Genomic DNA, 25,504 nt, shown 5'->3' with positions numbered 1-25,504 from the left:
CTCACCTTTCATTTGGGTATACCTTATTCTGCGGCACAGCCGCAGACCCGCCCGCAGGGCATGTGTTACAGGGTGCCTTTGGGTATAAAAATAGCAGGCAGCAGAAATTCACCGCCTGCTTCCATATCATAATGCTACTCGTTTGACAATGCACTTTCACGTTTCTGTTCCAGGTTGCTTATTACAGTATCCACGCCGCCGTTCAGAATCAGATCCGGTATTAGACTGTTGCTCCTGTAATCATTCATTTCTGCCGGCCACACTACATCGGGAACGCATATCTGAGATTGTTTTACCAATTCTATTATAAATTCATCCTCAATCTTGACATTCTTGTTAATCGGAATATATCCGTCTTCCGCATGAATGCCCTGGATTTCCGCACTTGTAAAAGCTTTAACTACTTCTACCGCTGCATCAATATTCTTGCTTGTCTTCGGAATAAACAGGCAATTTCCGCCTCCGGGTGTAGCCGCTCTTTTACCGGCGCTTGGCCACGGAATCACAACGGATTCAATCCCGGATTCTTTCATTTCTTCCGCGGTCACCTTGGCGCCGGCCCCGATATCTGTCATCATGGCAAGTTTACCCTGGGCAAACGCAGCTTTCAGCTCATCACTTTTTACCGTAACTGCACCCTCCCCCGGATACATATAGCCTTCATCATATAGAGACTTCAATGTTTCCAAAGTATTTCTGCCTTCTGTTCCATCGAAGGACAGTTTTCTCGCGATATAGTCATCATAGGTTCCATTATCTATTACCTGCGTCAGCATCGCTGCCCTAAACAGCCATTCAGCATGGGAAAGATCCGCCGAATTGCCGAATGGCGCTGCTCCACTATCTTGAATCTTTTTGCATGCTTCTTTGAATTCATCATAGTTCCACTGCTCAGGCACCTTCACACCTGCCTTCTCAAGAAGCGCTTTATTTCCAAGAATCACTGAAAAATTCGATTCCCATGGAATTGCAACAATTTTACCGTCTTTGGTAATTGGCTTTAGTGCCTCCTCACCGATTGCATCTTTCCATTCCGGATCCTTGTCCAGATATGGGGTTAAATCTACGGCTGCATCTGCGAAATTTGCCATGTCATAAGTACCAACGTTATAAACATCACATGGATCACCGGAAGCCAGCCCCGTGCGGATCACCTTCTCAAGATTAGACCAGTCGACCTGTATTGCATCAATGTTGTATTTGTCCTTCAACTGTTCCTGAAGTGCATCTGTCATTTTTGGACCTGACGTATATTCTATTACCTTGCCATAGAATTTAATGTTTGTCTTCCCTTCTGTCTTCTTCTCTCCCTCATTCTTTCCTGCACTGCTGTTTCCCCCGCAACCGCCCAGGATCATGGACGCTGCCGTTAACCCCGTAAGCAATACTGCCAATACTCTCTTTTTCATTTCGTTACCTCCTTTTGTTCTCAACCTTTGTTTCGCTATCACTTAGGATAGTTTTATAATACTCCCGGCTTTTGTTTCCTTGCAGGTAAAAGAACTACGATTTTTCTTAAATTTCTACGATTGTTTTTCCAGGCCCCGGTTCTTTCTGTACTGGGATGGAGTGCACTCCATAATCTTTTTAAACACAGATGAAAAGTACTTCTCATCTTTAAACCCGACCCTTTGGCCGATCTCTCCCGCCAGATCCAGCGTTGTCTCCAAAAGGACACAGGCCTGCTCTATACGGTATCTGTTCAGATATTCAGTAAATGATATTTTCATTTCTTTTTTAAACAGGTAGCTGAAATAATTTTTAGATTTATTCACATATGCGGAGAGATTATCTACACTAAGTTCTTCCTGATAATGTGTGCTGATATATGCCGCTGCGGTCATAACAGTATTGCTTACATTTCTTTCTGTGTGCTCCGCAACGCCTTTTAAAATCAAATAATATAGATTACAGATCCAATCCCCGTATTCATCAATCGTTAAGAGATCAGGAACCTCCAGCATAAAATTTTTATTCTTCTCCAGAACTTTCTCCGCATCCAGTCCGGTTTCACGGATACTGCGGAACAGTAGCTGCTTCAGCGTCAAACAGACCCCTTTTACCAAATCATAGGAAGATATTCTCATCTCTTTCATTTTCTGGAAGTGCTTTCTGATACATTTCTGAATTTCCTCATATTGAAAGCTTATAATGTACTGCCGAATCTGTTCTTCGTTATCTATATAAAAGGATATATGCTCTCTGACCGGCTCTTTTTCATTCGTTATGACCACACCAGGTCCCATATAAAGCCTTTTATTTAAAAGCCATATACATGCTCTCACAGCATCTGGCATTTCACTGAGAAAGCAATTTTCCGATACCGCTGCTGATAGAGTTGGCAGCTTTTCCTCTGCCGATATTCTGTTCAGTCCCTTTAATATCTCCTGGATCCACCGGATAACCTGGGCTCTGGACTGGCTTAAATCCATATGTGCAGCATATAGTATATGCCGAGGAAGCCCGAGCACGAAATCATGTCTACGCGCTGCGGCCTCTTCTTCAAACAGTCCGAATATCCTTTCCCGTATATCACTATCCTCTTTCATCTCTTTTGTGTCAGATTCCAGAAGAATACACAAAACCTTATCTTCGCCGGTAAGGCCGGATAATGAATGGATTAAATTTGTAAATTCTGCTTTATCGCTCTCCTTCCTCAACAGGTACTGAACGATTCTTTCCTCAGTCTGTCTCATATCCATAAGGCTTTTTGCATTCTCTTCTTCCTGTATTGCCTTTACAATACCGCTGACGTTATCCGTCAGTTCTTTTACCTTTATTGGTTTCAGCAGGTAATCTTTTACACCGATACTAATTGCCTGTTTTGCGTATTCGAATTCAGAAAATCCACTAAGAATGATAATATGTATATTTTCCTGTACTTCCTTCGCTTTTCTGGCAAGCTCCAGCCCGTCCATCCCGGGCATACGTATATCCGTTATCAGTATATCGATCCGCTCTGTATGAATAATATCCAATGCCGCAACACCATTTGGAGCAGACTGTACTTTGCAGATCCCCAGTTTCTTCCAGGAGATTCCCTTCTCAATCCCCGCCCGGATCTTTACCTCGTCATCTACCACCAGCAATTTTATTTCCATATAGTTTCCGCCCTCCTCCTGTTATTATAGCCTTTCAGTATTCCCCTTTTCTTCCTGCAAAACTACAAAAACACCTGTAATTCTACGATTTCCCATTCACAAACGGGAGCCGTACTTCGACTCTGGTGCCGACGCCAACTGCTGAATGGAAGGAAAGGCCATAACCTTCTCCATATTTTATTTTTATCCGCTCATCGATATTTTTTAGAGCGAAAACATTATGCTCTTCTTCTTTCTCCTTCAGGCATCGGTTAATCAGATCTTCGTTTACCCCCACCCCGTCATCTTCCACCCAATACAGCAGTGTGTTTTCCTCCTTCTTCACAATTACCCGCACGGTGCCGCCCTCCATTTTGCTTTCAAGGCCATGTACAATGGCATTTTCAACAAGCGGCTGTAAAATCAGTTTCATAACCTCACATTCCCGGGTGCCGTCCCCCACCTGAATATTTACCTGCAGCCTGTCCCCAAAACGATTTTTTTGAATCAAAATATAATTCTTCAGATGTTCGATTTCTTTCTCTACCGTTACCACCTCTCTGCCACCGCTCAGTGCATGACGGAATATATCTGATAGTGCTTCAACCTGTTCTGCGATCTCCGCTTTGCCCTCTATCACTGCCATCCAACGGATACTGTCAAGAGTATTATAAAGAAAATGCGGATTGATCTGGCTCTGCATATATTTCAATTCAATTTCCCTGCGCTTAATTTTGTTTTCATACTGGTTTAGAATCAGATCCTGAATATACTCCACCATCTGCGTCAGATTCTGATTCAACCTGCCGATTTCGTCCTTACTGTCAGTCAAAAGAGGCATTTTAAAATTTTCTTTTTTAAAATCCCTGGCCTCCTCCGACAGTCTTACAATAGGTCTTATCATAGTCCGTCTCTGCAGCAGCATAAATATGACTCCGAATATAACCGTTAAAAGGATACATAACATTATGATACTATTGCCCAGCATATTGCTGTAGAACAGTTCTTTGGCGGAATCCAGCTTTACCACCGTCCATCCGGGTTCTTCTAAACTATACCACGTCGTAACCCTGTCTCCTTGTATCTGATAGCCATGATCATCCTCGGGAAGACTTTTAATTCCCGCTGCCGTATAATCTTTTCCCAGTATATCTTTCTCTGAAGCCGATAGAATTTTCCCATCACTCCCTAATATTACAATCCTGCTTTTCCCTTCCAGCAATCCCTTATAGTGTTCCCTCAGATCAGCTTCATCAACAGTCAGCCTTTCGTATGCGATCACCTCAAAAGTACGCATATCTTTAATTGCCTGAAGCAGGTATAGCTTTTGATAAAAAGCACCGTAGCTTGTAGTTTCCCCTTCGTGTATACCGGTCCAGAGCGGAATTCCGTCCAGCTGATCCAGATCGTTTATAAACTGTCTGTCTTCTTTCAGCACAAAATCTCCATACTGGTATATGATTTCATCTTTGTTGAATATAGATATGCTCCTTACGCTCTCCCGCGCCTCCAAAGAGCTTATCACCCGAAAAGAGGTGTCGACCCGCTGTTTTTCTTTTTCAGAAGTCGAAACCTGATGATTATACATCCGAATCAGATCCTGCACATCATCATCTGTCCCAACATTCAGGGAAACCAGCTTGATGTCATTGATAAAGTTGGAAATACCGTTTCTGGTCTGCTTCAGTATCTCCAGGTTCGTCTCACAGGTATTTGTATTCGTATTGAGACGAATATTATAATTTACAATAAACAATAGTATAACAAGCGGAATGATCAGAAAAGTCAACAGACTCAGGATAAATTTTTGATTGATACCAAGGTTTTTTACATAGCGCTTTATTCCCTTCATAATTTCATTTCCTTTCGGATTTCTTAAAATAGTTAATTATATATTAACATCAAACACTGCAATACGACAAGAATAGTGCATCGAATCGATAAGTGCCTGAAATATATTTAAGAATATATCAAAAAAACCGGCATAAGGACGCTGCCCTCATACCAGTTTTTCATGACATATCTGTTCTATTGTTTCATTTCCTTACTGACCTCTGCTTTAATCAGCATCTTTCACCATTGCACAAAGTATTTGAAAACGCTCCTGAGACGACGTTCCTGTCACAATTGCTTTCACAGGAAAATATTTATCGAATTCCTTTACGGCAGTCTCATCTACTTCATATATGGAACTTTCATAATATCTCCCGCCTGTACCTGACAATGCACCTTCATACAACTCACAGACTTGAAGGGCCGCAGCATATTTGTTATCGGCTGTTCTGATCCCCAATTTTTCCGCCGGTATGAATCCATGACGGGAATAATAATCCGGATCACCGCAGAGCAGAACTGCCCGAAATCCCATATCACGTGCGATTTTCTTTGTATAATCAAGCATTCGTCCACCGATTCCCGAACTTTGAAATTCCGGCAGTACCGCAATCGGTCCCAGACTTAAAACCTCGTATGTCTTTCCGTCATCGCCTTCTATTCTGGATTTCATATAAACAACATTGCCAACGATTTTGTCCTGGTGTAACGCAACTATATTAAGCTCCGGTACAAACTCCTGACAATCACGCATAATATGCAGCAGATAATGTTCACTGCAGCCTGGTGAATAATGATTCCAGAATGCTTCCCGGACAAGATTCTCTGTCTCTCTGTAATCCTCCGGACGTTCAACTCTCAATTCTATATCCATTTCTTTCATCTCCATGTCCTGCTCTTTTCTAGTGTCTCCACCAGGCTGTGGTATCTCTTATATTCTTTAAATCCGCATCTCCATCCACCTGTCAAAGCCTTTTTTCGTTTTTATTATCAGCTTTTATTCGTCTTCCTGTTTTTAGTTATAGTGAATTTCAGAAAACGAACAGGTGCAATAAACTGACAAAAACTCTCAGTTTCATATACGGCACTAAAGCAATTCTATTACTTGTGCTTATGCGCCGTAATAATAGTATAGCTATTTGCATTAACTGTTATGATACAATCTTCCGAGCTGATATACCAGTTCTTTCCTCTTCTTGTAATACTGCTGCATGGCTCCTGTATTTTCGCTCTGCACCATTCGCTCACATCATCTGTGTCAATACAGAGATTCTTTTTGATCCGTCCAACTCCCAAATCGGTAGTATGCAGCTTATCCAAATTTAACAACAGTTCTTTATCTCTGCACTTTGCCCCGCCAGTTTCTTCCCACTGCTGTCTCGTCATGCAGGTAATATGCTCCGTTCGGATATCGCCCATAAGCGGCCAGAAAATATTCTCATTCGTATGGTGATATACGAAACCACATTTCTGCTGTACTCTGAACGACTTATTGTTACCATCAAAATAACCGCACCAGAGCTTTTCCATACCCAGCTCTTCGAATGCATATTTTATCAGTACCCGTGCTGCCTCCGGAATCAATCCCTGGCCCCAGTACGGAACACCGATCCAGTAACCGATCTCCGCCTCAGCCTCCGTAGTTACCAGATTGCTTGCATCTCCTGTCATCAGGCCGATGCTCCCGGCGGGAAGGTTACTCTCCTTTAATACAACCGCATAGGTTCCCCTGGCGGAAAGTACATCTTCTATAATCTGGCGGCTGTTTTCCACACTGGTATGCACCGGCCATCCCGCAATTGGACCAATCCTGTCATCTTTGGCATAGCGGTACAACGCCTCTGCGTCCCCGGTATTCCATGGTCTCAGTATTAAGCGCTCTGTCTCAAATCTTTCTTTCATATTTTTCTCCAGTCATTCCTTATTCTTTTCGAATTCTCCATCTATATTGCGTACATATCTGCAAGTTGGAAAATTTGCGCAGCCATAAAAGCTATTGCCTGCATTAGCTCCCTTCTTTGCAACACGCAGTATCAGTTTTCCTCCACAGTGAGGGCAAATCAAAGTTTCACCCGTTGGTTCTGCAGGCTCAATCTGTTTGGTATTTGTCTGAATTTCCGCTTTCATATATTTGGTTTTTATTTTATCTATATGTGCTGCCTTTACAGCCTGATCTACATGAGTTAACACTTCGAGTTTATCATATATTTCAGATATCTTAGGCTTATCAAGTTTGTCCTCGGCATTGCCCCAGGTGAGTCGTACAGCCGCATACAACTTATCTCTTTTTATAACTGAAATATCTGGACTTTCAACGTTAATCTTTTTCAATTCACAGCGCTCAGAAAAAGTAACGATTGAAAACAACGGTATATCATCATCCAGATATTTTTCCAGCCATTTGATATGTGATTTATTCTGCTTAATCGGATTATAAAAACGATTCTTTGCTTTATTAGGCAGCATTGCCGTCCAGTACGCCGCCTTTTCATCACCGAAAATCCAACCGGAATAATTTTTGCTTTCGATTACAAAAACACCTTTCTGTGTAATAAATAAAACATCTATCTCAGACGTTTCTCCATTATCCTTTGGCACATAAATGTTGCGCAGCACCCTGCCGCTCCGCCCAAACAATCTGACCAGATTAAGTTCCCCCTCTGTTAATTTTTCCCCGCGGCGTCCTATCCACTCGGCGTCAAATATATTATCCAATAATAAATCTATTAATCCTTTTGCCATAGCGCCCTCTTCTACCGTTTATATTTTCCGGCTATATTCCCAGTCTGTAATATATGTCCTTCCATACACAGCAGCTATTTCAGACTTCTGTAATTTATCTACATTATACACCGTCACATATAATTTTTTCCACATTCATACCGCTATTTAATTACCATATTTTACCAGTAGCTTTGTGGCTTTTTCCGTCCTATGATTTTTATAGGAGGAATCATCCATGAAAAAGAAATTATCTCTTATTTTAATAGCTCTGGTCTTAATTCTAACGATGGTTAACTTACTTCCGGACTATGAAATAGTAAATGACTTGAGTGTATCAACCGATCAGTCAAGAGAAGTGAAACTCAATGTTGTAGTTTACAAATTCTGGACTGTTAAAAGCGTGGCAGAAAGAATTGTGCGGGAACATACCAAAATCAACGGCACACCTAATTCCATCATACTGAATATTTATAGTTCCCACTTTTGTCTGAATCAGGGATTCGAACCATATAAGACCATAACAATGAATTTCTATTGATGTATTCTCCGCGTATACTCATTCACAATTTGTTCCATCTTTCCAAGCACTGCCTGAACTTTATTATAGCAATCATCATGGTATGCCTTAAAAAATCCCGACGGCTCTTTGCAGAAAATACACCTCACGCAGTCTGTCCCCCTCTGTACACTTCTTTTCTCAGTATAGCACAAAAAAATGCAGCCGAAGTATGATTTTTCAGAATCATATACGGCTACAGCAGGCAATTTAAATTTCACTCCTTTTTATTCCAGAAGCACGCCCTGATTTAAGTATTTATTCGATAAGACCAATCCCTGTTTGCCTCTTACTCAGATCCTCCCAATATTCTGTCCCTGAGTCTGTGACACGCTCACATCCCGGCCTGATCTAGCTTTGCAGATAAGCTGTGTCATCGTACCCATCGGGCAGTATACACACCAGGATCGGGGCTTAAACAGCACCATCGTAATCATGCCAAGTATCGTGGACGTCAGCATAACACTGTAAAATCCAAAGGCAAACTGTGCTGCCCACGGGGCAACTGCCGTTCCGTGATACGCCCAGTGCCATGGCAGTTTAAACGTCCACAGGACGGTCACTATCTGCCTCAGTCCATGCACCTCATCAAATACCATCCAGGTGTTCCACAGCATCTGGAAAAACATGGTAAAGAAAAAGAGCAGAAACCCGTAGCGGAACCACTTGCTGCGCAAAAATTTCGGCGGATCTTTTTTGCGGGACAGGCCAAACCGTCCGCCCAGCAATGAAAACAGCTGCCCTCTTCCGCAGTAGCGGTTGCAATACCCCTTGCCGCCCCCGGCAATTGAAATAATCAATGGGATAAAAAAACAAAGCAGACCGATCCATGCAAAAAGGATGTTGAAAAAACCGAGCAGCAGATAAACCGCTGAAAATATCCATAGATAATCATACCAGTGTTTTTTCATACGAGCACCTCCCGGATTCCGATCACGGATGCGGGACATTCGCGGGCACATTTACCGCAGCCAACACATTTTGCCAGATCAACATCGGCAAAAATTCCTTTCTCAATTTGAATTGCATCTTTCGGGCATACCTTCACACAGCATCCGCATGCCACACATTCTGTACGTTCAATAAAAGCCTTTCTACGCATTTTCTTATCAGCCACAATCAATAACCTCCGACTTCATTTGTTCCCAGCATACATAATTCCGAAGATTTTAACTGTGACTTAATCACATAGCAACAGGTTAATCAGTAAAGGTTTAGAATACTTATACGGTTTTAATAACATTTGCTAAAACTATTATCCCTTTTTTACAGGGAAATTTATATGATAATAGTAACTCAAACAACAATCCAGATAAGGAGACAGCATAATGAAAAAATTAATTTTTAAAGGAGCGGGTACTGCAGTCATTACCCCTATGAATAACGATTTTTCAATCAATTTTCCTGCCTTTGACGACCTGTTAGATATGCAGATCGGTGAAAATGCAGATGCCGTCATCGTTGCAGGAACAACCGGGGAAGGTTCCACACTGACTGATGACGAACATATCACACTCGTACAACATGCAGTCAGGCATGTAAAGGGACGGATTCCGGTGATCGCGGGAGCCGGCAGCAACAACACCGCCCATGCCGTCTATCTGTCGAAAGAATGCGAGAAAGCAGGTGCAGACGCTCTGCTCCATGTTACGCCCTATTATAACAAGGCTTCCCAGCAGGGGTTATTTTTACATTTTTCGGCATGTGCTGAGGCAGTGGATCTGCCGATCATTTTGTATAACGTACCGTCCCGCACCGGCGTAAATATTTATCCGGCAACCTTCAAGCGGCTCAGTGAAATAGAGAATATCGTAGCAGTCAAAGAAGCAAGCGGCAATTTTTCCCAAATCGCCAAAATCGCTGCGCTCTGCAAGGACGACCTTGCTATTTATTCCGGAAACGATGATCAGATAACTTCAGCTCTGGCCCTGGGCGCAAAAGGCGTGATTTCCGTCCTTTCCAACATCGTGCCTGCCGAAGTGCATGCCATCTGCGCCTCATACTTTAATGGAAACAGCAGCGAGAGCGACAGCCTGCAGCTCAAATATCTGGAGCTGATTGAAGCATTGTTTTTAGATGTCAACCCCATTCCCATTAAGCAGGCCATGCGCGCATTAGGTTATCAGGCCGGCCCCTGCAGGCTTCCCCTCTGCGACATGGACGCAACAATGGCCGAAAAACTATATTCCACAATGCAGAAATACAATCTGCTTAACTGTAAGAAACGTATGAGTTCTGTTACAATACATACTCCCGGAAATTCGGGTTCCATTTTAAAACACAATCAATAATCAATTTCATGTAAGTGGAGGTATCTTATGAAAACTGCATACATTTTATTCAGCAGACAGAAGCCGGAAAATAATAAAGCAATCCTTGATTTAATTGCACATTTCTGCCGTGAACACTGCTTAATATACAGAGCCCATCCGGATCTCAACTGCAGTACAATTACAATTGACGGATATGATTATAATATTGATCTGTTAGAGATTAACGGTGAATCAGAACCAACATACTGGATGATTTACTGTTCTCTGCATGGGAAAACCTGTAACCTTAAGAATCACACAGCTGCATAAAGCGCTATTCGAGCTGTTCTGCCGGTTTTGTTTTGCCTTGCACAACATCCGTATATTCTTTCTGCTGCTCCCGCTGCGCTTCTCCCAAGCGTCCATGCCTTATTTTCTGCAGGGAATAAATGGATTTGTTCAAATTAAACAAATATGAAAATACACATACCAGAAAAAAATGTGGAAGGTAAGCAAACCCGAACACCTCCGCGCCAATCAGTACCGGAGCCAGGAACGTATTCGTAGCACTTCCAAAAACTGCTGCATAGCCAAACGCCGCCGCAAGCTCCACAGGCAGGCCAAAAGCCGGACCAACCGCTACTCCCAGGCTGGCTCCGATGGCGAACAGAGGTGTGACCTCTCCGCCCTGAAAACCTGCTGCCAGCGTCAGTATCGTAAGGATGAATTTCAATATCCAGTCATATCCCCAGATTTTTTGACCGAAAAAACTTGCATGGATGAGATTCGTTCCAAGCCCCGCATATCTGCCTTTATATAAAAGGAGCAGCAAAACACTCAAAATAAGACCTGTGAAAAAAATCCGGAGAACCGGCTGTTTCCAAAGCCTGGAAAGAATTCCTTTCATGTATTTCAAAGACCAGGCAAAAGCGCCGCCTACAATTCCAAATAAAATTCCCACTAAGACCAGCCTTCCCATATTCGGAACATCCAGACTCAGATTTGCTGTCAATGAAAATGAAAACTTTTCAAGCCCAAAAAGCTGCGAAGCTGCACTGGCTGTAAATGCAGCCGTAACAGCGGGCAGCAGCGCCTGGTATTCCAATGCCCCGGCTACCAGAACCTCCATTGCAAATAATACAGCTGCAATTGGTGTCCGAAAAAGTCCGGCAAATCCGGCGGCCATACCTGTCACAAGAAAAATATGGGCGCTGTTTTTCAATGGGATTTTCCTGCCCACCCAATGGGAAAAAGTGGCGCCAATCTGTACTGCTACCCCCTCCCGTCCGGCACTGCCGCCAAACAGGTGTGTGATCCATGTTCCGGATATGATAAAGGGGATCAGTTTCAAAGGAATCACTTCCTCTTCTCCATGCCCGACTTCAAAAATCAGATTCATACCCTTACTGCTCTTCCCTCCGAACTTAAGATAACAAAATGCAATAACAGCACCTGCCAAAGCCAGAAATGGAATCAGCTGCATCGGATGCCCGTTCCTGAAATCCGTAATTGCCAGCAGAACTCTCCCGAATACCGCATCGATTCCGCCGACCACGAACCCGATCGGAATTCCCAGAAGCCCCAAAACCACCAGTTCTTCATAAGTCCGGAATGTCCTCTTTATTCTGTCATTCATATTCTTTCTTCCTCTCTCTCATTTTCGAAAAAAGATTCTTCTCAATCCCATCGCCGTTCCCTCTGTCTATAGCAGACTCCTGCCAATTCTAGCGTGTCTAAAACAAACGGCAGGCAGCCCAATCCTCTTCTCATCCTCTGGTCAATTAAAAAACGGACTGCGATCTGCAGATACAGCTTTAGACAAAAAAAGCTGATAACCCTGCTTTTACACAGAAGTCATCAGCAAAATGCGCTTTTGGAATACTCCACGGGAGAACCTCATTCCCTTAAAATCTTACTGTAAAATCATACCATGTGTATTTTAGCTTGTCAATGCACTTTTATGCAGGAACCTTAGTGCAGCGGAGTGCACGGCACGGTCTGAACGAGCCACCAGTTCATTCCCTGTCTAAACAGCTCCTTTTATCAACTTCATAATCTCTGAAATCACAACTACAGTAAAACCAGTCCCTAATATTTTCAGCCACATTACAAAACCAAGCGGTACTGTCCCGAAGAACATACCGCCAAACTGTGTAATTACTACCTGCAATGCAAACGTTCCTGCAAATACAGCAAGCATCAGTCTGTTATTGCCTATATTCTTAAAAATACTTGCATTGGCCAGTTCCCGGCTGTTCAGGGCATTAAAAAGCTGGAACACGACAAACAGTGTAAACAGAATCGTCGGCATCTCTTCCTGGTTCCCTCCGAGGAAATTTCCCCAGTGCTGTGCCATAAATACACAGGAAATATAAACTCCGTTTACAACGATACGGGAAAGCATTGATTTAGATACGATTCCAGTGTTTCTCGGAGTCGGTTTCTGTTCCATCAAATCTCCGCGTATCGGCTCCAACCCCAGCGTAAGTGCCGGCGGTCCATCCATAATAATATTAATCCAAAGCAGCTGCAGCGCGCTAAATGGGGCCGTAAACCCTGCCAAAATAGATGCCAGAACTACAATTACCGAAGACAGGTTGACCGTTAGCTGAAACTGTATAAATCTTTGAAAATTCTCATAGATTCCCCGCCCCCACTGGACAGCCTTTACAATCGTTGAAAAGCTGTCGTCCAACAGTACAATATCACTGGCCTCTTTGGACACTTCCGTACCTGTGATTCCCATGGCAATTCCCACATCCGCATGCTTCAGCGCCGGAGCGTCATTGATTCCGTCTCCCGTAACTGCCACAACGCTGCCCTGTGACTTTAACGCCTTAACTACCCTCATTTTTATAACCGGTGTGCTTCTGGCTATTACACGGACGTGTTTTATTTTCTCTAGGAATTCTTCTTCGGAAAGCGTTTCCACTTCCTGTGATTCCACTGCGATGTGATCTTCATCCAAAATCCCAAGTTCCTCTGCTATTACCGTGGCCGTTACTATATTATCGCCGGTTAGTATTTTCAGCTCAATGCCCGCATGGCTGCACCGTTTTACAGCCTCATACACATCGCCGCGGATTGGGTCCGCAATTGCCGCAAACCCGTCGAACACCATCTCCTTTTCAAGTACCTGCCGATCCTTTTCATAATCGTCTATTGGCTTCATTGTTCTATGGGCAAATCCAATGACTCTGCGTGCTTTTTCCTGAAACTCCGTAATCTGCCGGACAGCCTTTTCCCGTTCCGCTTCCGCCATGCTGCACATGTCCATAATTTTCTCAGGACTTCCTTTTGCAAACACTTCGATCCCATCTCCCCCGTCTATCACGGTAGTCATATACTTCAATTCCGAACTGAACGGATAGACATGCAGGACTTCCATCGTCTCCCTTACAGCAGTATAATCACTTCCATTCTGGCGGACTGCTGCCAAAAGCGCACATTCCGTGGGATTTCCGATAAATTTCATCTGCTGCCCCTCAAACTGGATATCTGCAGTACTATTAATACAAAAATTTTCTATCAAATGGACATTCTTTAATTCATTCGGTTTCAGCATGCGCTTATGGCTGTATATATCCGTCACCGTCATCCGGTTCTCTGTCAGTGTCCCCGTCTTATCTGAACAGACTACATTAATACACCCCACGGTTTCGCAGGCAATCATCTTTTTTACCAGAGCGTTCTGCTTTGACATCTTAATAATATTCACTGCAAGTGAAACTGCGACAATAGTAGGAAGCCCTTCCGGTACTGCAGCTACAATCAGAACTATACTGGTGATAAAAGCCTCGGACACTGTATCCAGGGAAGCGGTCCCGTTCCTGAGGAAAATCACCAGCTGGATCATAAATACCACGGCCGCGGCAGCTGATCCCAGAATGGTGATCTTTTTCCCCAGCGACGCCATCTTCTCCTGGAGGGGTGTGCTGCTGTTATCGGCTGCTGCCAGTTCCCTGGCAATTTTGCCAAACTCCGTATTGTCGCCCACGCCGGTAACCACAATTTTTCCATTGCCACCCGTAATAAAACAGCCTGAATATAAAAGATTTACACGTTCCGCAACCGGGGTCCCCGGATTCTCAAGAACGGCCTCTGCATTTTTATGTACCGGCATACTTTCCCCCGTCAGCGCCGATTCATCCGCCATAAGTTCATAACACTCTAAAATACGACCGTCCGCGGGAAGTTTGTCTCCTGTCTCCACACAAAGGATGTCTCCCACAACCACATCCCTCTGCGGAATAAGACAGACTTCCCCATTCCGGATTACCTTTACCGGAGTATCTTCTCCAATTTTACTTAATGTTTCAAATGCCTTTGCGCTTCTGCCTTCCATTACTACGGTAATAACAACCGAGAGCGAAATCGCGGCAAAAATACCCGCACACTCCAGAAAATCGGCTTCACCGCCTGTTGCATATCTGGCGATATTCACGCCTGACGTAATAAATGCGGCAATCAGCAGCATGATCAGCATAGGTTCCGTCGCTGCCTCCCAGATTCTTTTCCACAGCGGAATGGGGGCCTCCTTAGAAAATGAATTTTCCCCACATCTTTTTCTGTTCTCCAGTACCTGACTGTCAGACAGCCCCTTTTCACTATCCGACCCGAGACGTGCCAATGTCTGCTCCGGGCGTTCCATGAATGCGTCCATATGTTTCCTCCTTGATTATCTTATTGCAATCAAAAAGACCCAGGTATAGCGGATAAAGCTATACCTGGGCAAAAAAAGAGACCATGTATAACTATTACGCTATACATGAGTCTCGTTATTTAAGACAAGCCAGACCTTCATGGTCAGTATGTTGACTTGCCACATATTCACTATGCTAACTACTCCCTCACGGATATTTCTGATTGTTGATAAAGTTTACCATTTATTTCTTTAACTGTCAATCATTTTCCTGGATTGTTTTTCCGGTTGTATTTTCAGGCTTTTATATGCTCTTATTTTATCAATCTTTTTTCCCACTCGCAAATAAAATCGGGTATCCATTTTATTTCTTTAAGTAAATGCCCTTCCTGCTTACAAATTCCACTGATGAAAGATACCTTTTCACATGTTCCATCCTCCACTTCTGCTTCTACTAAAAGCTGGTATTTCTTATGTGTCTGCAATTCCAACGTAATTCGATGGTTGTTTTGCTGAGCCGTCTGTATCTTTTTACTGCCATATATGACATTCATCCCCTGCAGAATCTATATTATGCAGGACCGTTGTTTCCGGCATCCCTCCTGATTTCCATAGTTCCATTGCTTATTTTATCTCACTTCAATTGTAACCATCACATCTTCCATATCTTCACAGCCAGCTTTTACTTCTACAGTACCAGTCTGCAAAGCTTGTACATAAAGCATACATGTTCCATGCCAGGTGTGTATTTGATTATTCTGATAATCTTCTACATTGTCCGGGTTTCCATTATCAATACCCAGGATCTTTGCTCCCTCTGAAACTGTAAATGTAATCTTACTTTCTACATTTCTAACTGGATTATCATTATGATCCCAAACATGTACACTGACATGTGCAACCGAATCCGGGTGAACCATGATCTCTTTCTTATCCGAAACGATGGTCATATGATCCGGTGCATCTTCTGTTGCCAGTATCTCTTCAAAAGATTCCCCATTACGAACACCTGCTGCCCTTAATACCCCCTTTTCAAATGGAATACACCACTTATAAATATGGTCTTCAAAAGATGCCAGTTTCTGTGTAGAAATTTCTTTGTCATTTAAATATAATGTGATTGAATCACAGTTAGAATACATTTCGATTACTACATCTTCACCTTCTTTGTAATTCCAGTAAGGATTTACATCCTGCCAATGCCACTCTGTATGTTTCCAGGCATCTTTTTCCTTTTCTATCAGATTCATTTGTTCATCGTATGTATACAATGATTTCTCCAAAGTCTGGGTTTCCATCCGAATCACTGTTTCATCTGTCCAAAGGGACTTAAACATGTAATAAGAGGGTTTTTCGTTTCCTGCAAAGTCTAATAAGCCCAAATTAGATCCCTTTCTTGGATAAGACTTTTGTACCCAGGCTTCTCCCATATGATCAATTCCAGTCCATAAGAACACACCTGCAATAAACTCATGTTCCATCACTGTTTTCCACTCTCTGTACCGCCCCACATTCTCTGTACCAAGCATTGGTTTTTCCGGGTAATACTCTTTACAATAATCATAAATATTCCCGCGGTAACTAAATCCCACTACATCTAACGCATCTGTCAGACCTGTTTCGTATCCCACCTCCGGGAATACGCAGTTAGAAGTAACCACCCGGGAAGTGTCTAATTCTTTTACCCACTTAGATAACTTGTTGGCAGTTGATCCTATATCATATTTATGTCTGGGGATTTCTTTTATATTTTTGACAATCTCTTCATGACTATTTGGCGGCATTTCGTACCAGTATCCAAGATATCCGATTCCGTCTTCCAGGCTGGCTGCCGCATCATTATATCCTGTAGCATCATTATATCTCGCATAAGATAAATCAATTTCATTCCCAATACTCCATTGAAAGATACATGGATGATTATAATCTCTTTTTACCGTATTTTGTAAATCCTGCTTTGCATAATCCCTGAAATAGGAGGTATAAGCCTCAGTAATATAATCCATTCCCTGATTATCTAATAATCCATTGTGTCTTTTATCCTTTGCATTATCCCATTCATCAAAAAATTCTTCCTGAACAATTAACCCCAACTCATCACACAAATTCAGGAAATCTTCAGATGCCGGATTATGCGCAGTACGAATTGCATTACAGCCACAGGAGATTAAATTTTCCAGCCGTCTTCTCCAAACATCTAAAGGCACGGCGGCTCCAACTGCCCCTGCATCATGGTGTAAGCATACACCTTTAATCAATGTATTCACACCATTAAAGAAAAATCCTTTTTCTGTATCAAAGCGAAAATAACGAACACCAAAGCTTTCTGTTTCTTTTTGCAGTATGACGCCTTCCCTTTTAAGAGATACTTCTGCCTGATAGCATCCTCCCTTTAGAATTTCCCATAAATAAGGATTTTCAATGGTAAATTTCAAAGATACCGTTTTTTCTTCATCGCATTCCAAAGAAACTGCTGTGACAGCATTAGCGACTTTTTTATTTTCTTTGTCATAACAATCTACATTTAAATATACTCTCTGCTGTTTTCCTGTTTCATTAATTACCTGTGTATGAATGTCTACTGCTGCTGATCCATCCGCTTCTATTTTGGAGTCAATCTGCGTTCCCCATACTGGAATATATACTTTAGACATGACATACATGGTTACTTTTCTATAAATTCCAGAACCTGTATACCATCTGCTATTGGCATATCTGGTATGATCTACATGAACTGCCACCAGATTATCTTTTCCTGCTTCTAACAAATAGCCACTGATATCCATAATTTTAGGAGAATATCCATAGGGATGAAAATCAACCAGCTCCCCATTTACATATACATGTGCCCGTTCATAAATTCCATCAAAATTTAAGAAGGTTTTTCCGTCTGCCATTTCTTCTGTAGTCTGAAAATGCTTTCGATACCATCCTTCTCCGCCCATCAGATAACCAGTACATGCTTCTCCATTTTCAGGATCAAATGAGCCCTCCACGCTAAAATCATGGGGTAATGTAATACAGCGAAATGCCGTCTCATCTGCTTCCTGCAAATGGCCGCGCGCAATATCTCCAAAATGATACTTCCAGTTTTCATTAAAATCGATTCCTCTAATCATCTATTCATACCTCCTGTTATTTAAAATATTTCTCTTGGTTATGGAATACCTCAACCATTGCCATAATATTTTCAGGTGGAACATCAAATGCCAAAGCATGTGTTGGTGCAATAATATATCCTCCATTTTCATGCAGTGCATGATACATTTTAACTGTTTCCTCTTTCACTTCTTCTGCTGTTTTATAAGGCAGACATTGCTGGGTAGAAATTCCACCCCAGAATGATAATTTATCACCATATAAACGCTTCATTTCGACAACATCATACACTTCTGGCTGGAAAGTCTGATAGCAGTCTAATCCCATTTCAATCAAATCCGGAAATAATTCGTGACAATCACCACAAGAATGCTGCAATACAAATAATCCTTTATCTTTTACTTTTTTATATAACTTTGCCATTTGAGGTTTAATATAATGTCTCCAATGTTCAAGACCCATAATTAATCCTTTTTGCTGTCCCCAGTCATCTCCAAAATAAATTCCATCAAAATCGTATTCCAAAGCAATATCAACCAAATGACCAAAGTAATCCCCTATTTTTCCAAAAAACTCTTCTGTTTCTTCCGGGCAGGCGATCATACTACATAAAATATTTTCCATTCCCATTAACGACCAGGCTCTTTCAAACATAGAAAAGCCAAAACCATACATGATAAAACGGTCATCCTTTTCCTTATCTTTGGTCATTTCTTCGAATTCTGCACGCAATCTTGCTTCATCTGCCTGTGGAAATTCATAATCATAATCTTCTAAATCTTCAATCACATTTTCCTCTGGAAGGCCTATATCCTTATCTGCTCCATTCCGATTCCATACTACGCCAAAATCATCTCGAAAATATCCTGGTTTCTCTGGAATTTCTGTTGGCCATCCCCAATATTGTTTGTAGTATAAAGATGTCCCTATTCTTTCTTCAATATTTGCATCTTCTGTATATTCAATTAACTGAACCAGTGCCTGTTCAGTAAAATCCATATGAAATGGAATCGGAAATACTTCTTTATGTAATAAGGTCTGAATAACTGCTTCTCTTCTCGTCATATCTTCATCTCCTTTTCTTAATCAAATAAATTTCTTTCTAAAACCTTTAGTTCTCTTTGTTTGTTTTTAATAGAAAGAACAATTACACTTCCTTGATATTTCTGACTAAAAATACTTACACCACTTTCTTCACCATAATATAATTTTAATCTTGCATTTATATTTTTCAGTGCAATGCCCATATGTTCTTGTTTTCTTATATCTGCTGACTGAGATTTATTCATCCACTGATATAAGCTTTTCAATTCTCCTTCAGTCATACCAGCCCCATCATCTTCAACACGAATAATCATTTCATCCTCTTTTTGTTGAATCTTTACTGCGATAGTAAGTTTTTTTCTGGTTTCACAGAATCCATGTTCAATACTATTTTCTACCAGAGGCAAAATCAGGTGTCTCGGAATCTCTTCGTATAACTGTTCTTCGGCAATTTCCACGTTAACGGACAAATTTTCGCCATAACGGTACTTCTGTATAATCATATACTGCTCAATCGCATCCAATTCTTCTTCCAAAGAAATCCACATTTCCTTCCCAAGTGAAAATCGAAATAAAATTCCCATAGCTCTTGTAACTTCACTGATCTCTTTCGCACCAATATCATTAGCCAGCCAATTAATAGTATCAAGTGTATTATATAAAAAATGAGGATTCATCTGCATCTGCAGTTCATGAATTTTAGCCTCCTGCTTCAGAATTTTTTCTGTCTCACATTCCCTCAAAAGCCCTTCCATCTCCACAACCATTCGATTATATGAGTCTCTAAGGATGCCTATTTCATCTTTATATTTAACCCCTACGCTTAAATTCGTCTTAAACTTTCCTTTTGTCAAATTTTCCATAGATTCGCTTAACCGCACTAACGGATAAGAAATCTGCTTGGAAATAATTGATATTGTACTTATAACGAAAATAAAAATCCCTGCAAATACTAACCCCGTAATCATTTTCAATCGGAACAACGCATTTTGTTTAAAACTATCTTGTATTACATTAGATACCGTCCAGGATAACAACTGAATATCAAATGTACAACTCTGATAAGTCTTTCCGCCGTATGCAAATGTAGATACATTTTCTTTATTTCCAGACTCAATTTTACAAAACAAATCTTCATCAACATTCTTTTCACAATATACGAGTTTATTTCGCTCATCTACTATCAGGTAATTATCATCTTGAGTAAAACTTAGTTTACTAAACGCATCAGAAAAATAAGATTTATTTATAGTAACTATAATATTCCCCAAATAATTCATATTGGAAATATCATAGATAGCCTTGCCAACTATGAGTTCCTCATCATTATATGTCCAAAAGCTATATCCTTTTTTTTGCGAATATTTAGACAGATTTAATGGTTTGGCAGCATTTAATTGTGATGCATAAACACAATCCTCTTGATATGGATAAATATATACACCATTTATTTCCGGACTTTTACATAATTGAACCATTAAAAATTCTCTAATGCTTCTTATTTTTTCTAAACGTTCATAATCACTAACATTCTTTTGCTTTAATTTTTTTATATTTGCCTGCAGATCTCCAGAAAGAGAAATATCATAAACAATATCATTCATATATTTTGCTTTTCCATTAAGTTCGTTTGCAACTTGACTCATAGTATTGCATACAAATTTATCTGAATAATCCGAAACCAATTCATAGCTTATAGCATAAGAAATACAACCTATAATCATACAGCAAAAGAAAGTGATGCCCAACATGCTAATAAGCAATTTTCTTTTAATCGAAAAATTTCCCCAAATTTGATTTGCCTTTTCACGCATACACCACTAAATCCCCTTTATGATATTAATCATACCTTTTTTTTCTGTTTTTTGATTTTCTTTTCTGTACTCCATTGGTGTTTTCCCATATATTTTGAAAAACTGCTGACTAAAATACCTTTGATCATTAATCCCTACTCTTTGGCAGATAATATATATTTTTAATTCAGTTTTTTTCAACAATTCAGCTGCTTTCATCATCCGAATAGAAGATAGTATTCTGGTAAAATTATAACCTGTTTCTTTTTTTATCAGTTTAGAAAGATACGATGGTGATAAATGTATATACTCACTTAAGCTTTGTAATGACACATCAGCCATATAATTCGTTCCCAGATATTTTATAATCTTAGTCATTTCATTATTACTAATGTCATAAGAAATAGATAGTTCTTCCGGCTCTTCAATTACATCTTCCAGACACCGGGAAACTACATTCAGAATTTCTTCCGGACTGGATGGTTTTAAAATATAATCAAACACACCATAGCGCACTGCTGCCTGTGCATAAGAAAACGTTCCATAGCCAGATAACAAAATAACTTTACAAGATTTATGTATTAATTCTTTTGCAAGCTCAATTCCTGTCAGTCCTGACATCTGAATATCTGCTAAAACAACTTGAGGATTATATTCATTTATAATCCTCAGGGCTTCCATTCCATTATCTGTAGCTTTTACTTCTGTAATGCCTACTGACTGCCAATCTATTTTCAGTAATCCTTCCCGAATTATTTTTTCATCATCTACAATCAGCAACTTCATATATTCACTCCATCTTTCTAAATTGTTTAACCTTTCACTGCTCCGGCAATCATTCCATCAATAATCTTTTTATGTAACAAGCTATATACAATTATAACCGGTATCACTGTAATTACAACTGCTGCAATCATTCCAACATAGTTTGTACTATACATTCCATTATACTCCAGGAGTCCGATCGGTAAAGGCATCATTGATTTATCCGTTAAAAAGATTTGTGAAAACAATAAATCATTCCAGGCATTAATAAAGGTGATAACCGCTACTGTTACAGTCCCAGGTTTAACCAACGGTAAAATAATTCGCCAAAAAGATCCGATCACCGAACACCCGTCAATGACTGCCGCTTCTTCTAACTCATCTGGCAGGGATGAGAAAAAACCTGTAAGAATAAAAATTGCCATAGGAAGACCAAATACTACTAATGGTATGATAACTGAAATTCTATGATTCAAAATATGCATCTTTATAAACATGCTGTACAATGGAATAATGGAACCATAAGTAGGTATCATCATTCCTAAAACAAACAATCCCAATACTTTTCCAGACAATTTCCATTTCAATCTCGTAATTCCATAAGATGCCATAACACCTAATGTTAATGTAATAATAACCGTCAGGAATCCATTAATCACAGAATTCTTAAAATATATGCCAACATTCCCAATCGTGACTGCGTCAATATAATTTTGTAATGTAAAGACCTTTGGTAATCCCCACACATTAACAAATAATTCCTCCTGCGTTTTAAATGAACTTAAAATCAACCATAATAATGGGAATATGCATGCAATTGTAAACAATATCAGCAACGTGTAAACTGCTATCTTTTTTGTTTTACTTGTTTTTCTCATGCTGCACCTCACTTCTTTTCTCTAAAGCAAAAACGGATTAACATAGTAAATGCTATACATAAAACAAGCAGCACTACAGCCATTGCACTGGAATATCCATATTTATATGCACGAAATGACTGTGAAAAAATATAAGTACTCATAACCTCACTGGCGTGATTTGGACCTCCGGAGGTTGTAACTGCAACCAAATCATATAATTTCAATGACCCAGTAACAATTAATACGGAATCTATTGCTAATATCGGTTTTATTAATGGAAACATGATTTTCGTAAACTGCTGAAATTTACTTGCCCCGTCGATTGATGCTGCTTCAAACAAGGAACTGTCCACGTTTTTCATTCCAGCTAATTGAATAACAATATGATAACCAATAAACTGCCACATACTGATAACAAACAAACATGGCAATACTGTTTTTTCATCTGACAGCCAAACCCTTGTAGCATTTTCCAGGCCTAATAACCTTAATACACTATTTATCAATCCAAAGTTAGGATGATAGATAAACGACCACAGCATACCAATAGCTGTACCACAAATAACCGATGGCATGAAGAAAACACTTTGAAAAAAGTTTGCCCCTTTCACCTTTTGGTAGAGCACATAGGAAATCACAAGTGCGATTCCCATATGTGCTATATAAGATGTAATAACAAATATAATATTATTTTTTACTGCCTGAATAAAAAATGGGTCATTCATTAGATTTGTATAATTGGCAAGTCCTATAAAAGACTGATTACCCATTAAGTTTGTTTTAAAAAAGCTCAAATATACATTATATACCAGAGGAACCAGTGCAAACACGAAATACAAAATAAATGCCGGGGCTACAAACAATAATATATACCTTTTTCTTGATAGTAACCTATTCAAAATTCCACCTCAATTCTATTGCTCTGCTTCCTGTTTCTGATAATCTGCTAACCAGTCAAATTTTTCCTTCGGATCTGCTCCACCGGCAATGGCTACTGAAACATTATTGAATTCTCCGCCTACATTAGGTCCTAAAACCCTGTCTATTGCACACATTGTATATTTTACATTTCCTAATAATTCCATGATATCAAGTGCTGCTTGACTTAATTTACTTTCATCAGCATCTACCGGCATGGTTGGAATTGCACCTACAGTTTCCACATATCTCTTCATACTCGTTTCAGAAGATAGTGCTTTTAAAAATGCTACAGCTGCCTCTTTATTTTTACAATGGTTTCCGATCGCATAGCTTTTCCCTAAAACTGAAATTTGAGTATCCGTATATTCTTTGTTATACCCTGGCATCAGAAATACTCCAACATTGTCCCCCATAATACCAGAGATATTAGCAGTTTCCCACGTTCCCTGTTGTGTCATCGCTGCTGTTCCATTTGTAAATGTATCTCTTCCTTCATCATAAGATATTCCTAAATACCCATCCTGGAATGTACCCAAATCATTTAAAACTTTAACCAATTCACCCGCTTCAGCAAATCTTGGATCTGTCCAGTCAATTTTTCCGGCTATTAAATCGTCATATACTTCATGACCACCTACTCCGCCAATCAACTGTAACATCAAATTACCCATAACCCATGCATCCTGTGAACCCATAGACATTGGTAACTCCCCGGCATCCTTTAACGTTTTGACAATTTTAATAAAATCATCCCATGTTTCCGGTGGTGTTAAATTATATTTTTCAAAGGTTGCTTTATTATAGTAAATCATACAACTATCTTGTGTAATTGGCATTCCGTAAATTTCTCCGTCAAAAGTAAGCGGTGTAAAAATACCATCATAAAATTTATTTTTCCATTCCGGATCCGCATCTAACTCTTCTGTAATTGGAAGAATTTTTCCCGCATCTACAAAATTCTTTATATATGATGCTTCATAAGTAAAGAATACATCAGGAGCCTGATCCTGCGTCATTAATGTTGCCAGCTTTGTCTTATACTGTTCCGTTTCGTACCACTCTGGTACAATCTCTACATTAAACTCATTTGATTCATTAAATTCTTTAATAGTTGCCTCAACTGCATCAATGGCTGCCTGTTCATTCGATGTTCCTGTTGCCATAAAGACCATCTGTTCCTTGCCCCCATCTTTTTTCACTTCCTCTTTTGATCCGCCACTTGAACCGCATCCACCTATTATAGTACTTACAACTAACACTGCTGCTAATGCTGCTCCAAATCTTTTTCTCATACGCTCTCTCCTTTACATAAATGAATTACTAATTTATATAAATTCTATATTTTTTCGGTGTTTTTGTATATGCTGTTTTTTATTCTAATTGTCTAATATTTTGGTTTTTTTATTATTTATTAAGTTTCTTTTGTGCATTTTTATGTGTTTTATTATACCGAAAGAGCAGACTTGAGGGCAGTGGCTTCTGGAAAAGGGAATTAACAAAAAGAGGGGCTCAGTGCGAAGAAATATACTGTTGACAAAATGAATGCAAGAAGAGCCTTTTTAAGATTAGGTAAAGGCAATGACAGACGAGGAAAGAACCAAACGGTCAACCAGCCTATCAGGCACTGTTGGAGATTTCCTTAATTTATAAACTGGATGAGGGATTAGGAATACTGTAAACGTCAAACCATCCGCCTTTCTTTCTGATGAGTTTTATGGCACACTTGAAAAAATGCAAAAAACTAACTAGTTTTTTCAAGTGGAGGTAAATACTATGGATAAAACCACTCATGAAGTAAGGCTTGCTAATTGGAAATCAATTATTGAGCAATGTCAACAGCGACCGGAAGGACAGACTGCCAAACAGTGGATGATGGATCATGACATCAGCGAAAAGAGCTACTACTACTGGCTTCGCAAAATACGCAAGGAAGCA

Annotated in this window: 20 protein-coding genes, 1 pseudogene and 1 riboswitch; of the genes and pseudogenes, 3 read left to right on the top strand and 18 right to left on the bottom strand. The window is 40.2% G+C overall.

Annotated features, from left to right (window positions below; genetic code table 11):
* Positions 1-134 precede the first annotated feature (134 nt).
* From HMPREF0240_RS06200 to HMPREF0240_RS06175, 7 genes and pseudogenes are all read right to left on the bottom strand, one after another.
* Positions 135-1,409, bottom strand: coding sequence for an extracellular solute-binding protein (locus HMPREF0240_RS06200; RefSeq protein WP_035312450.1), 1,275 nt, complete (start codon positions 1,407-1,409; stop codon positions 135-137).
* 114 nt (positions 1,410-1,523) lie between these two features.
* Entirely contained in the window at positions 1,524-3,101 is a 1,578-nt protein-coding gene (locus tag HMPREF0240_RS06195; RefSeq protein ID WP_009002586.1) for a response regulator, read from the bottom strand.
* 82 nt (positions 3,102-3,183) lie between these two features.
* The gene (locus HMPREF0240_RS06190; protein ID WP_009002585.1) at positions 3,184-4,932 is read right to left on the bottom strand and encodes a histidine kinase; all 1,749 of its coding nucleotides are present in this window, start codon (positions 4,930-4,932) and stop codon (positions 3,184-3,186) included.
* Between the two features lie 207 nt (positions 4,933-5,139).
* The gene (locus HMPREF0240_RS06185; RefSeq protein ID WP_347462554.1) at positions 5,140-5,796 is read right to left on the bottom strand and encodes an N-acetyltransferase; all 657 of its coding nucleotides are present in this window, start codon (positions 5,794-5,796) and stop codon (positions 5,140-5,142) included.
* Between the two features lie 218 nt (positions 5,797-6,014).
* Positions 6,015-6,299 (bottom strand): DUF3781 domain-containing protein, encoded by a 285-nt coding sequence (locus tag HMPREF0240_RS24590; RefSeq protein ID WP_198137771.1) that lies wholly within the window; start codon positions 6,297-6,299, stop codon positions 6,015-6,017.
* Positions 6,282-6,815: pseudogene (locus tag HMPREF0240_RS06180) on the bottom strand (GNAT family N-acetyltransferase); the annotation flags it as partial. The gene HMPREF0240_RS24590 and the pseudogene HMPREF0240_RS06180, both read right to left, overlap by 18 nt.
* Positions 6,816-6,827: 12 nt before the next feature.
* Positions 6,828-7,655 carry an NERD domain-containing protein gene (locus HMPREF0240_RS06175; protein ID WP_009002582.1) on the bottom strand — a complete coding sequence of 276 codons (828 nt, stop codon included), beginning with the start codon at positions 7,653-7,655 and terminating at the stop codon, positions 6,828-6,830.
* A gap of 217 nt (positions 7,656-7,872) precedes the next feature.
* Between HMPREF0240_RS06175 and HMPREF0240_RS06170 the strand changes: the two genes are divergently transcribed.
* On the top strand, positions 7,873-8,175 hold the full coding sequence (locus HMPREF0240_RS06170; protein WP_009002581.1) for a hypothetical protein: 303 nt from the start codon (positions 7,873-7,875) through the stop codon (positions 8,173-8,175).
* A gap of 311 nt (positions 8,176-8,486) precedes the next feature.
* Here the strand turns inward: HMPREF0240_RS06170 and HMPREF0240_RS06160 are convergent, their stop codons facing one another.
* Together HMPREF0240_RS06160 and HMPREF0240_RS06155 are read right to left on the bottom strand one after the other, a co-directional pair.
* Entirely contained in the window at positions 8,487-9,104 is a 618-nt protein-coding gene (locus HMPREF0240_RS06160; protein WP_009002580.1) for a hypothetical protein, read from the bottom strand.
* Positions 9,101-9,295, bottom strand: a complete 195-nt coding sequence (locus HMPREF0240_RS06155) for a 4Fe-4S dicluster domain-containing protein (RefSeq protein ID WP_035312588.1) — start codon at positions 9,293-9,295, stop codon at positions 9,101-9,103. The genes HMPREF0240_RS06160 and HMPREF0240_RS06155 overlap by 4 nt, the downstream gene beginning before the upstream one ends.
* A gap of 226 nt (positions 9,296-9,521) precedes the next feature.
* Between HMPREF0240_RS06155 and dapA the strand changes: the two genes are divergently transcribed.
* Together dapA and HMPREF0240_RS06145 are read left to right on the top strand one after the other, a co-directional pair.
* Positions 9,522-10,484 carry a 4-hydroxy-tetrahydrodipicolinate synthase gene (gene dapA, locus HMPREF0240_RS06150; protein WP_009002578.1) on the top strand — a complete coding sequence of 321 codons (963 nt, stop codon included), beginning with the start codon at positions 9,522-9,524 and terminating at the stop codon, positions 10,482-10,484.
* A 27-nt stretch (positions 10,485-10,511) separates the two neighbouring features.
* A complete protein-coding gene (locus HMPREF0240_RS06145) occupies positions 10,512-10,775 on the top strand; it encodes a hypothetical protein (protein WP_009002577.1) in 264 nt (87 codons plus the stop codon).
* Between the two features lie 4 nt (positions 10,776-10,779).
* Here the strand turns inward: HMPREF0240_RS06145 and HMPREF0240_RS06140 are convergent, their stop codons facing one another.
* The 9 genes from HMPREF0240_RS06140 to HMPREF0240_RS06095 all read right to left on the bottom strand — a co-directional run bounded on the left by HMPREF0240_RS06140 (position 10,780) and on the right by HMPREF0240_RS06095 (position 24,861).
* Positions 10,780-12,081 carry a chloride channel protein gene (locus HMPREF0240_RS06140; RefSeq protein WP_009002576.1) on the bottom strand — a complete coding sequence of 434 codons (1,302 nt, stop codon included), beginning with the start codon at positions 12,079-12,081 and terminating at the stop codon, positions 10,780-10,782.
* 205 nt (positions 12,082-12,286) lie between these two features.
* A riboswitch (Fluoride riboswitch) is annotated at positions 12,287-12,358 on the bottom strand.
* 113 nt (positions 12,359-12,471) lie between these two features.
* Positions 12,472-15,108, bottom strand: coding sequence for a calcium-translocating P-type ATPase, PMCA-type (locus HMPREF0240_RS06135; protein WP_009002575.1), 2,637 nt, complete (start codon positions 15,106-15,108; stop codon positions 12,472-12,474).
* A 608-nt stretch (positions 15,109-15,716) separates the two neighbouring features.
* On the bottom strand, positions 15,717-18,206 hold the full coding sequence (locus tag HMPREF0240_RS06125) for a glycoside hydrolase family 2 TIM barrel-domain containing protein (RefSeq protein ID WP_009002574.1): 2,490 nt from the start codon (positions 18,204-18,206) through the stop codon (positions 15,717-15,719).
* 16 nt (positions 18,207-18,222) lie between these two features.
* Positions 18,223-19,251: a uroporphyrinogen decarboxylase family protein gene (locus HMPREF0240_RS06120; RefSeq protein WP_009002573.1), complete on the bottom strand. Its 1,029-nt coding sequence runs from the start codon at positions 19,249-19,251 to the stop codon at positions 18,223-18,225.
* Between the two features lie 17 nt (positions 19,252-19,268).
* A complete protein-coding gene (locus HMPREF0240_RS06115) occupies positions 19,269-21,044 on the bottom strand; it encodes a sensor histidine kinase (protein ID WP_009002572.1) in 1,776 nt (591 codons plus the stop codon).
* 6 nt (positions 21,045-21,050) lie between these two features.
* Complete coding sequence (locus tag HMPREF0240_RS06110; protein WP_009002571.1) at positions 21,051-21,809, bottom strand: response regulator; 759 nt, start codon at positions 21,807-21,809, stop codon at positions 21,051-21,053.
* A gap of 26 nt (positions 21,810-21,835) precedes the next feature.
* Entirely contained in the window at positions 21,836-22,666 is an 831-nt protein-coding gene (locus tag HMPREF0240_RS06105) for a carbohydrate ABC transporter permease (protein ID WP_035312447.1), read from the bottom strand.
* An 8-nt stretch (positions 22,667-22,674) separates the two neighbouring features.
* A complete protein-coding gene (locus tag HMPREF0240_RS06100) occupies positions 22,675-23,547 on the bottom strand; it encodes a sugar ABC transporter permease (protein ID WP_009002569.1) in 873 nt (290 codons plus the stop codon).
* A 15-nt stretch (positions 23,548-23,562) separates the two neighbouring features.
* The gene (locus HMPREF0240_RS06095) at positions 23,563-24,861 is read right to left on the bottom strand and encodes an extracellular solute-binding protein (protein ID WP_009002568.1); all 1,299 of its coding nucleotides are present in this window, start codon (positions 24,859-24,861) and stop codon (positions 23,563-23,565) included.
* Positions 24,862-25,504 lie beyond the last annotated feature (643 nt).

This window comes from Clostridium sp. D5 (assembly GCF_000190355.1).
Taxonomy (GTDB): Bacteria; Bacillota; Clostridia; order Lachnospirales; family Lachnospiraceae; genus Faecalicatena; species Faecalicatena fissicatena_A.
This window is presented reverse-complemented; position numbering and strand designations above follow the sequence as displayed.

Bases quoted from the DNA above. Each gene is read 5' to 3' on its own strand.
- HMPREF0240_RS06135 (WP_009002575.1), bottom strand. From the start codon at position 15,108: ATGGACGCATTCATGGAACGCCCGGAGCAGACATTGGCACGTCTCGGG.
- HMPREF0240_RS06105 (WP_035312447.1), bottom strand. From the start codon at position 22,666: ATGAGAAAAACAAGTAAAACAAAAAAGATAGCAGTTTACACGTTGCTG.
- HMPREF0240_RS06140 (WP_009002576.1), bottom strand. From the start codon at position 12,081: ATGAATGACAGAATAAAGAGGACATTCCGGACTTATGAAGAACTGGTG.
- HMPREF0240_RS06175 (WP_009002582.1), bottom strand. From the start codon at position 7,655: ATGGCAAAAGGATTAATAGATTTATTATTGGATAATATATTTGACGCC.
- HMPREF0240_RS06110 (WP_009002571.1), bottom strand. From the start codon at position 21,809: ATGAAGTTGCTGATTGTAGATGATGAAAAAATAATTCGGGAAGGATTA.
- HMPREF0240_RS06190 (WP_009002585.1), bottom strand. From the start codon at position 4,932: ATGAAGGGAATAAAGCGCTATGTAAAAAACCTTGGTATCAATCAAAAA.
- HMPREF0240_RS06145 (WP_009002577.1), top strand. From the start codon at position 10,512: ATGAAAACTGCATACATTTTATTCAGCAGACAGAAGCCGGAAAATAAT.
- HMPREF0240_RS06170 (WP_009002581.1), top strand. From the start codon at position 7,873: ATGAAAAAGAAATTATCTCTTATTTTAATAGCTCTGGTCTTAATTCTA.
- HMPREF0240_RS06185 (WP_347462554.1), bottom strand. From the start codon at position 5,796: ATGAAAGAAATGGATATAGAATTGAGAGTTGAACGTCCGGAGGATTAC.
- HMPREF0240_RS06125 (WP_009002574.1), bottom strand. From the start codon at position 18,206: ATGATTAGAGGAATCGATTTTAATGAAAACTGGAAGTATCATTTTGGA.
- HMPREF0240_RS06195 (WP_009002586.1), bottom strand. From the start codon at position 3,101: ATGGAAATAAAATTGCTGGTGGTAGATGACGAGGTAAAGATCCGGGCG.
- dapA (WP_009002578.1), top strand. From the start codon at position 9,522: ATGAAAAAATTAATTTTTAAAGGAGCGGGTACTGCAGTCATTACCCCT.
- HMPREF0240_RS06200 (WP_035312450.1), bottom strand. From the start codon at position 1,409: ATGAAAAAGAGAGTATTGGCAGTATTGCTTACGGGGTTAACGGCAGCG.
- HMPREF0240_RS06160 (WP_009002580.1), bottom strand. From the start codon at position 9,104: ATGAAAAAACACTGGTATGATTATCTATGGATATTTTCAGCGGTTTAT.
- HMPREF0240_RS06155 (WP_035312588.1), bottom strand. From the start codon at position 9,295: ATGCGTAGAAAGGCTTTTATTGAACGTACAGAATGTGTGGCATGCGGA.
- HMPREF0240_RS24590 (WP_198137771.1), bottom strand. From the start codon at position 6,299: ATGACGAGACAGCAGTGGGAAGAAACTGGCGGGGCAAAGTGCAGAGAT.
- HMPREF0240_RS06120 (WP_009002573.1), bottom strand. From the start codon at position 19,251: ATGACGAGAAGAGAAGCAGTTATTCAGACCTTATTACATAAAGAAGTA.
- HMPREF0240_RS06115 (WP_009002572.1), bottom strand. From the start codon at position 21,044: ATGCGTGAAAAGGCAAATCAAATTTGGGGAAATTTTTCGATTAAAAGA.
- HMPREF0240_RS06095 (WP_009002568.1), bottom strand. From the start codon at position 24,861: ATGAGAAAAAGATTTGGAGCAGCATTAGCAGCAGTGTTAGTTGTAAGT.